9 protein-coding genes are annotated in these 8,169 nt (G+C 72.2%); 3 read left to right on the forward strand and 6 right to left on the reverse strand.

Going from position 1 to position 8,169, the window contains the following annotated elements; all coding sequences use genetic code 11:
• Window positions 1-135 precede the first annotated feature (135 nt).
• Entirely contained in the window at window positions 136-606 is a 471-nt protein-coding gene (locus tag B4M60_RS14420; RefSeq protein ID WP_291085549.1) for an FABP family protein, read from the forward strand.
• A gap of 31 nt (window positions 607-637) precedes the next feature.
• On the opposite strand, the gene B4M60_RS14425 is transcribed toward B4M60_RS14420, so the two are convergent.
• From B4M60_RS14425 to B4M60_RS14445, 5 genes are all read right to left on the reverse strand, one after another.
• A complete protein-coding gene (locus tag B4M60_RS14425) occupies window positions 638-1,510 on the reverse strand; it encodes an ABC transporter permease (protein ID WP_349679632.1) in 873 nt (290 codons plus the stop codon).
• Window positions 1,511-2,623 (reverse strand): ABC transporter substrate-binding protein, encoded by a 1,113-nt coding sequence (locus B4M60_RS14430; RefSeq protein ID WP_414646814.1) that lies wholly within the window; start codon window positions 2,621-2,623, stop codon window positions 1,511-1,513. It abuts the gene before it with no gap.
• Window positions 2,624-2,708: 85 nt separating this feature from the next.
• A complete protein-coding gene (locus tag B4M60_RS14435; protein WP_414646815.1) occupies window positions 2,709-3,380 on the reverse strand; it encodes an ABC transporter ATP-binding protein in 672 nt (223 codons plus the stop codon).
• Window positions 3,381-3,454: 74 nt separating this feature from the next.
• Window positions 3,455-4,573 carry an acyl-CoA dehydrogenase family protein gene (locus B4M60_RS14440; RefSeq protein ID WP_291085558.1) on the reverse strand — a complete coding sequence of 373 codons (1,119 nt, stop codon included), beginning with the start codon at window positions 4,571-4,573 and terminating at the stop codon, window positions 3,455-3,457.
• Window positions 4,570-5,112, reverse strand: coding sequence for a DUF4242 domain-containing protein (locus tag B4M60_RS14445; protein ID WP_291085560.1), 543 nt, complete (start codon window positions 5,110-5,112; stop codon window positions 4,570-4,572). Before B4M60_RS14445 ends, B4M60_RS14440 begins: the two co-directional genes overlap by 4 nt.
• Window positions 5,113-5,271: 159 nt before the next feature.
• Between B4M60_RS14445 and B4M60_RS14450 the strand changes: the two genes are divergently transcribed.
• Window positions 5,272-5,958, forward strand: coding sequence for a phosphate signaling complex PhoU family protein (locus tag B4M60_RS14450; protein ID WP_291085563.1), 687 nt, complete (start codon window positions 5,272-5,274; stop codon window positions 5,956-5,958).
• 242 nt (window positions 5,959-6,200) lie between these two features.
• The gene (locus tag B4M60_RS14455) at window positions 6,201-7,058 is read left to right on the forward strand and encodes an SDR family NAD(P)-dependent oxidoreductase (RefSeq protein ID WP_291085567.1); all 858 of its coding nucleotides are present in this window, start codon (window positions 6,201-6,203) and stop codon (window positions 7,056-7,058) included.
• A 28-nt stretch (window positions 7,059-7,086) separates the two neighbouring features.
• Here the strand turns inward: B4M60_RS14455 and B4M60_RS14460 are convergent.
• A partial coding sequence (locus B4M60_RS14460) for a dihydroxy-acid dehydratase (RefSeq protein WP_291085571.1) occupies window positions 7,087-8,169 on the reverse strand: 1,083 nt, incomplete at its 5' end.

Below are 8,169 nucleotides of genomic sequence, written 5' to 3' on the forward strand. Positions count from 1 at the left end.
GGTGGGACACCTCATGCACACCGGCGAGGTCTCCGCGCACTCCCCCAGCCGGGGCCTGCGCCTGGACTCTCCCGGTGAGCCCGTCTGGGACGGCGATGCCGCCTGACCCCGGGGCGGGGCTCTAGTCTCGGGGGCATGGACATCGCACCCGGACTCCTGCCCGTCGCCGGCCTGCTCGGCACCTGGCGCGGCGACGCCGCCGGCTCCTACCCCACCATCGAGGACTTCTCCTACACCGACGAGGTGGTCTTCACCGACGTCGGCAAGCCGTTCCTGCACTACCTGCAGCGCAGCTGGGGACCCACCGGTGCGCCCATGCACACCGAGACCGGGTACCTGCGGCTCCCTGCTCCCGGCACCGCCGAGTTCGTCCTGGCCCAGCCGATGGGCCAGACCGAGCTGTGCGAGGGCACCGTGACGGTCGAGGGCCACGTCGTGGTGCTCCAGATGGAGTCGCGCGTGCTCAACAGCGCCACGGCCAAACACGTCGTGTCCACCCGCCGGCGCTACGAGCTCGCCGGGGACCGGCTCGTCACGACCTTCGCCATGGCCGCCGTGGGCCGGCCGATGACCCACCACCTCCGTTCGGAGCTCCGGCGGGTGTGACACCGGCCGGACGTGGGGCGGGTGCCCGGCCTCACCGGGCGGCGCCGCCGCGGAGGACGAGCCGGGAGAGCGAGTCGAGCGCGAAGCCCAGGACGCCGATCACGAGGATCACCGCCATCACCTGGTCGTAGGCGAGCTGGTCACGCGCGTTGAGGATCTGATACCCCAGACCCGAACGGACCCCGAGCATCTCGGCGGGAACGAGCACGATCCACGCCGTCCCCAGCGCGAGCCGGATACCCCCGAGGATGGCCGGCCGGACCGCCGGGATCACCACCCGGGTCAGTCGTTCCCCTCCGCTGGCTCCCATCGTGCGCGCCACGTCGAGGTAACCGGGGTCCATCGCGTGGACCCCGGCCGAGGTCGAAAGCATGATCGGCCACACCGCGGCGGCGGCCACCAGGAAGATCACGGGCTCGTTGCCGATCCCGAACACGGCCACCGCGACGGGGGCCCAGGAGAGCGGCGAGATCATCCTGAGAAACTGCACCAGAGGCCCCGCCACCGCCTCCGCCCGGCGCCGCAGCCCCAGCCAGAGCCCCAGCGGGACGCCGAGGAGCGCGGCCAGCGCGAGCCCGGCCACCAGCCGGTACAGACTCACCGCGGCATCGGTGAGCAGCACACCCCGGTCGAGGAGGGCCCCGAACCCGGACCACGTCTCGGCGGGCGACATCCCGCCGATCACCGGGTCGTCGGTGATCAGCCCCGAGGTGAGCAGAGTCCAGACCGCCACGCCGAGGAGCAGCCCGACCAGCCCGGCACCCCAGCGGGCGAGGGGCCCCGCGGCGGATCCGCCCGGGCCACGCCGCGTGCTCCGCGGTCCGGCGCCCGGGCGATCCACGCCGGCGCCGTGCTCGGCCGTCGGGTCCGCACCGGTCTCGGGGCTCGGGTGCGTGCGCGTCATCTAGACCAACCGTTCGTGTCGGGTGAGTGAGGCGGGCAGGCCCAGGGCGGCCGGGCCACCGTGCCGGGTGATGGCCGCGCGGACGAACCTGTCGTCCACGAGGTCGGCGTGGACCCGGGACGGGTCCAGCCCGTCGAGGAAGCGGGTCTCGCCGTCGACGACCGTCAGCCGCATCTGTCGGACCAGTTCGGAGGTGAAACTCGGGAACGGGTACGGGTGGAAGTCGATCCGTGGCCGGTCCGGGCCGCCCTGCGGATCCGGGACGGTGCCGGTCATGGCCACCTCGACGGCCTTGGGCGGTTGCGGCAGGTAGCCCCCGCCGGACAGGATCGCGGCGGCTGCCGGGCGGTCGGCGCGGATGCCGAGCTGCGCGGCCACCGCGGCGTCCACCAGGGCCTGGACCGTGTCGGGCCGGTTGTCGATCAAGTCCTGGTGCACCACGGTCACGCAGCACGCGTGATCGCGCCACACCTGGTCGAGCAGCATGTGCAGCCGACCGACGCCCCGCGCCACGGCCCCGGCGTTGAAGGGATCCGCGACGGTGAACGCCGAGATCGAGCCGGTTGCCAGCGCGGGGGTCATGTCCGACGGGCCCATGACCACGAGTTCCACGGTCCCGTCGGTCCGGCTCGGCGACCTGCGGGCGACGGGGGTGAGACCGTTCGCCCGCAGCACCCGCTGCAGGAGGATGTTGTGGATCGACCACCAACCGGGGATCGCCACCTGGGTGCCGGCGAGCTGGCCGACCTCCGAGATGTGGGGGGCGACGGTGATCGCACCGCCACCGGTGTGGTTCCAGCCCACCACCCGGACGTCCGCGCCGATCACGTGCCTCAGCTGGATGGCCGACGGCATGAGCAGGTGGATGAGGTCGACCTGACGCGTGAGGAACGCCTCCATGAGCGAGGACCACGAGCGGAACAGCACCGGCCGCCCCGCGGTCAGCCGCCGTTGCGCGTAGAAGCCGTCGCCGTGGGCCACGAGCAGCGGCGCGGCGTCCGTGATGGGCAGGTACCCGATCCTGAGCTCGTCGGTGGCCGTCCCGCGCGAGGCGGTCGCCGCGGTCACGAGCGAACCGAGCGTCGCGGCCCCGCCCAGGGCGCCGGCTCCCACGGCGAGGGCGCCGCCGGCGCGCAGGAGCGAGCGGCGGTCGAGGGTGTGACCCCGGGTCGCGGATTCCTCTGTCACGGCGCGGACGTCAGGCGACCCGGTAGGCGGCGAGGATGCTCGCGCGCAGCTCCGGCTCGGGGTCCGTGGAGCCGTGGGACGGGTTGACCCACTGGTCCTGCACCCGGCCCGTGGAGCCGAGGAGGGCGATCCGCGAGCCGACGACGAGGGCCTCGTCGACGTCGTGCGTGACCATCACCGTGGTGACGCCGAGGTCGGCGGTGACGCCGACCAGCCACCGCTGCGACTCCGCCCGGGTGACCGGGTCGAGGGCGCTGAACGGCTCGTCGAGCAGCAATATCTCCGGCCGAGTCGCGGCGGCGCGGACCACGGCCACACGCTGCGCCTGCCCGCCGGAGATCTGGTCCGGCCGGGCGTCGGCGAGATCGGCGATGCCGAAGTGTGCGAGCAGCTCGTCCACGTGGGTCGTGTCGACCCGCCCGCGGAGGGCGCGGAACTTCCCACCCAGCGCGACGTTCTCGCGGACGGAGAGCCACGGGTAGAGGAGCGGCTTCTGGAAGACGACGGCGTGGGAGTGCCGCCGCCCGACGGCGCCGTCCCGCGACCCCACGCTGAGCTGGCCGTCGTCCGGCTCCTCCAGTCCCGCGAGCAACCGGAGGAGAGTCGACTTCCCCACGCCCGACGGCCCGAGCAGGACCAGCGACTCGCCCGCGCGGACGGTGAGCTCGAGGTCGTCGAACAGCGTCCTGCCGCCGGGGAGCCGATGCCGCAGCCCCGAGACGCTGACGGTCACGGGCCGGTCGAGGACTCCGGCGGTCACGCGACGATTCCGAGCCGGTCGAGTTCCCACCGCAGTTGGGACTGCGAGGGCGACTGCACGGGGAGGAACGCGGCCTCCCGCATGCGGCGATTGGCCGGGGCGCCCTGCGCGTAGCCCATACCGCCGCAGAGGATGGCCTCGAGCCGGGTGGCGGCCGGGGCGATCTCGGCGCCGTCCAGTCGGAGCAGGAGCAGGTCCGCCAGGGCCGCCTCCCCCGGTCCCGACGCGAGCCGGTGGAGCTCGGAGTGCATGTGGTGGTGACGGGCCGCGAGGGCGGAGTGTTCGTCGGAGTAGAAGGCGCCCAGGCCCTCGAGGCGCCCCGCCGCCTCCGTCACGGACCGTGCCGCCACGCCCGAGCAGAAGGCGGCCTGCAGGATGAGGAACTGCGGGCGCACGCCCGACAGGAAGTCCCCCAGGTCCTCCCCCAACACCTGCTCGTCGGGGACGACCACGCCCTCGAGCCCGATCATCGTCGAGGCCGTCGCGTTGAGCGCGAGGAGGTCCGGGGCGTTCCGGATCTCGACTCCCGGTGCGGATGCCTCGAAGGTCAGGACGAGACTCCGGCCATCCTCGGTGTTGGCGGCCAGGACGATCGTGCTGTCCGGGTAGACGTTGGACGCCCACGCGATGGGTCCGTCGATGCGGAAGCCACCGTCGACCGGGGTGGCGGTGATCGGGACGCGGCCCAGGCCGACCGCCTGCCGCTGCGCTGCCGCCATGCCCGTGACGCCGGGCCGGTCGCCCTCGGCGACGGCGCGGTAGTTCCGGGCGGCCGCATCGGATCGATCGGCCGCGTGCCGGAGGTAGGCGGCGGTCATGCGTTGGGCCCACGCCCCGAAGGCCACGGCCAGGCTCTCGGTCGCCACGGCCTCGATGATCGTGGCCGCGACGGCGACCGGGTTGCGGTCGACGTCGAAGAGCCCGAGTCCTGCGAGCGCGGCGATGTCCTCCCGCAGATCCGCGTCTCCACGGTCGAGGGCGGACGCCCGCGCGGCGACCGCGTCGATCACCGCGATGAGGTCCGCCGGGGCGACGTCGCCCAGGTCACCGGACACCAGCCGGTCTCGCGGCACCCCGAGGTCCGCGGCGAGAGTGCTGGCCGTGGACCTGCTCATGCCAGCTCGTGCAGACGCGAGATGGGGGTGGAGACGATCTCCCGCGCCCGGACGACCGCGTCGGTGTCGGGGGCGTTGTAGAAGCACAGGCATTTGTCCGTGTCCTCACGGACGTAGGTGCGCAGGAACGAGACCTCGGGGATCTCGGCGTACTTCGGGGACTTCTCCTTCTTGCGGGTGAGGTAGGTGTCCATGTCGATCTCGGCGGGGATGTCCCACTCGACCAGGTAGCCGGCCTCGGGGCGGGCGGCCTTGATGGTCTCGAGGTCGGTGCCCACCAGTCGGACCTGCGCGGGCGCGGTGACCTCGGCGGCGCCGATCGCGGACGCACTCAACTCGGGGGCCTCCGTCGCGCAGGCCCCGTCGGCGCCGTCGGCCAGTTCGATGATCGTGAACACCCGGGCGGCGCCCTTGGTGATCTGGGTCTCGATGACCTCGCCGCCGGCGTCGGTGAGGGCCGCGGCGATCGCGTCGACGAGGACCGTCGGATCGGACTGCTGATCCTGCGAGGGGGTGGTCTCGTACAGGAAGAGGGTCATTGATGGTCCTTTCGGGACGGCATGGTGAGGCACCACGATAGGCAAGAACAGACCGTTCTGTCTATTCAGGCCCCCGGTGCCACCCCCTTGGGGCGACGGGCAGGTGAACAACCGGGAAAAGGAATCCCGGCCGTGGCCGCGCGACACTACTGTCGGGTCATGCGCACCGTCTTCCACTCCAAGCTCGACGAATTCTCGGACCAGCTCGTCCGGTTCTGCGAGACCAACACCCGACTGCTTGCACGAGCCACCGTGGCGCTCCTCGAGGGGGACGAGGTCGCCGCGACCGAGGTGATCGACGGCGCGGCCGAGCTGCAGGAGCTCCGCGACCTCAGCGAGCAGCACGCGTTCGAACTGCTCCTCCTCCAGGCCCCGGTGGCCGGCGATCTCCGCCAGGTGGTCTCGGGGATCTACATCGTCGAGCACTTCACCCGGATGGCCGCACTCGCGGGACACATCGCCCGGGTCGCCCGCCGGCGGCACCCCAACCCCGTGGTCCCCGAGCCCGTCGTCCCGGTGATCCGCGACCTCGCCCGGCGGGATGCGGCGATGGCCACGCATCTCCAGGAGCTGCTCACCACCAGGGACGTCCAGCTCGCGTTGTCGCTGGATGCGGAGGACGACGCGGTCGACGATCTCCACTCCGGGCTGATGAAGCAGATCTCCGCAGAGGACTGGCCGCACGGCTCCGTCTCCGCGGTGGACCTGGCCCTCCTCGCCCGCTACTACGAGCGGTTCGCCGACCACACGGTCAGCATCGCCAACCGGGTCGTCTACCTCGCGACCGGCGAGAAGCCCGTGGGCGGGTCGCTGTCCCACATGGACGACGGCTCGGTCCTCGACTGATCCGCCGGGCGGGGAGATCCTCGGTCGATCCGACCTCCGATGCGAGGAGCCCGACGTGTCCCGCCCGATCCACTTCGGGTACCACGCCCCGAGGACCAGCCGGGCATCAACGGCGCGATCATGCGGCGCCGCGTCGAAGACACGCCCTGCCCGGAACTGCGTGGCAGGGATACTTCACCGATACCGAGGGCAACGTGTTCGGCCTTCACCAACCCGACCCGGATTCGGAGTAGGACCCACACATGACCCAGAGCGACACCGCACCGATCGCGATCATCACCGGAGGGGCCGGCGGGATGGGCCTGGCCACCGCCGAGATCCTGGCGCGGGACCACCGTGTCCTGCTCGCCGACCTCGACGAGAGACGGCTGGACGAGGCCACCGCCCGGCTTGCCGACCGGGGGGTCGACGCGGCGACGGCGGTGTGTGACATCACGGACCGGTCCTCGGTGGACGCGGTGTTCTCGCGGGCACGGTCCCTCGGGGCCCTGCGGGCGGTGGTGCACACCGCCGGGGTGAGCCCGCAGATGGGCCGCGCGGAGAAGATCATCCGGATCAACGCCCTCGGAACCGTGTACGTGACCGAGGCGGCGCTCGCGGCCGCCGTCCCGGGGTCCGCCCTGGTGAACGTGTCCTCCATCGCGGGTCACCTCCTCCCGTCGATGCTGATGCCCGTCCGGGCGTTCCGCTCCGCCCTCACAGGCGACCCGGACCGCATGGCCTCCTCGCTCACCCGGATGTCCGACCTGACGGGCTCGGGCGGACCGGGAACCGCGTACTCGCTGAGCAAGGCGTTCGTGATCTGGTACTCGGAGCGCATGGCCGCCGAGTTCGGCCGGAAGTCCGCACGCATCCTCTCCGTCTCCCCCGGCAGCTTCGACACCGAGATGGGCCGGTTGGAGAAGAAGAGCGGTTCCGAGCGGATGGTCGAGTTCGCCGCCCTCAAGCGGTTCGGCACGCCGGAGGAGATCGCCGAGCTTCTCGCGTTCTGCGTGAGCGCGAAGCCCGGCTACCTCACCGGAACGGACATCCTGTGCGACGGGGGCAACAAGGCCGGGCTCACCCTGTCCGGCATGCTGTCCATGGCCCGGGGTCGCTGACCACACCGACTCCGGGCCCCGCCGGGGTTCACCTGCAGATGGCTCCCTCGGAGGCCGACTGCACGAGCTTGGCGTACTTGGCCAGCACCCCGCGGGTGTAGCGGGGCGGAAGTGCCTCCCAGCCGGAGCGGCGAGACTCCAGCTCGGACTCGTCGACCAGGAGGTCCAGGGTCCCGGTGGAGACGTCGAGCCGGATCCTGTCGCCGTCGCGGACCAGGGCGATCGGGCCGCCGTCCACCGCCTCGGGTGCGATGTGGCCGACACACAGGCCTGTGGTGCCACCGGAGAACCGGCCGTCCGTCATGAGCAGCACGTCCTTGCCCAGCCCCGCGCCCTTGATCGCACCGGTGATCGCGAGCATCTCCCGCATGCCCGGCCCGCCCTTGGGCCCCTCGTACCGGATCACCACCACGTCCCCGGCGGTGATGGTGCCGTCCTCCAACGCGTCCATGGCGGAGCGCTCCCGCTCGAAGACGCGGGCGGTGCCCTCGAAGACGTCGGAGTCGAACCCGGCCGACTTGACCACCGCACCCTCCGGGGCGAGGGACCCCCTGAGGATCGTGATGCCGCCGGTCGGGTGGATCGGCGAGCCCATCGCGCGCAGTACCAGCCCGTCCGGGTCCGGGGGGTCGATGTCGGCGAGGTTCTCCGCGACGGTCCGGCCGGTCACGGTGAGGCAGTCCCCGTGCAGCAGTCCCGCGTCGAGGAGGGCCCGCATCACCACCGGGACGCCGCCGATCCTGTCCACGTCGGTCATCACGTGGGCGCCGAACGGCTTGACGTCGGCCAGGTGCGGGACCGTGGCGCCGATGCGGGCGAAGTCGTCGAGGCTCAGCTCGACCTCGGCCTCACTGGCGATGGCCAGCAGGTGCAGCACCGCGTTGGTCGACCCACCGAAGGCCATGACCACCGCGATCGCGTTCTCGAACGCCTCCTTGGTCATGATGTCGCGGGCGGTGATCCCGCGGCGCAGCAGCTCGACCACCGCCTCCCCACTCGCCTCGGCGTAGTCGTCGCGGCGGCGGTCCGGGGCCGGCGGGGACGCGCTCCCCGGCAGCGACATCCCCAGCGCCTCCGCGGCGCTGGCCATGGTGTTGGCGGTGTACATGCC

Origin of the sequence: Dietzia sp. UBA5065 (genome assembly GCA_002415925.1) — a bacterium.
Taxonomy (GTDB): Bacteria; Actinomycetota; Actinomycetes; order Mycobacteriales; family Mycobacteriaceae; genus Dietzia.

What these genes read in the sequence shown, in the direction of transcription:
- B4M60_RS14420 (WP_291085549.1), top strand. Translation starts at nt 136, where the DNA reads ATGGACATCGCACCCGGACTCCTGCCCGTCGCCGGCCTGCTCGGCACC.
- B4M60_RS14425 (WP_349679632.1), bottom strand. Translation starts at nt 1,510, where the DNA reads ATGACGCGCACGCACCCGAGCCCCGAGACCGGTGCGGACCCGACGGCC.
- B4M60_RS14440 (WP_291085558.1), bottom strand. Translation starts at nt 4,573, where the DNA reads ATGAGCAGGTCCACGGCCAGCACTCTCGCCGCGGACCTCGGGGTGCCG.
- B4M60_RS14445 (WP_291085560.1), bottom strand. Translation starts at nt 5,112, where the DNA reads ATGACCCTCTTCCTGTACGAGACCACCCCCTCGCAGGATCAGCAGTCC.
- B4M60_RS14450 (WP_291085563.1), top strand. Translation starts at nt 5,272, where the DNA reads ATGCGCACCGTCTTCCACTCCAAGCTCGACGAATTCTCGGACCAGCTC.
- B4M60_RS14455 (WP_291085567.1), top strand. Translation starts at nt 6,201, where the DNA reads ATGACCCAGAGCGACACCGCACCGATCGCGATCATCACCGGAGGGGCC.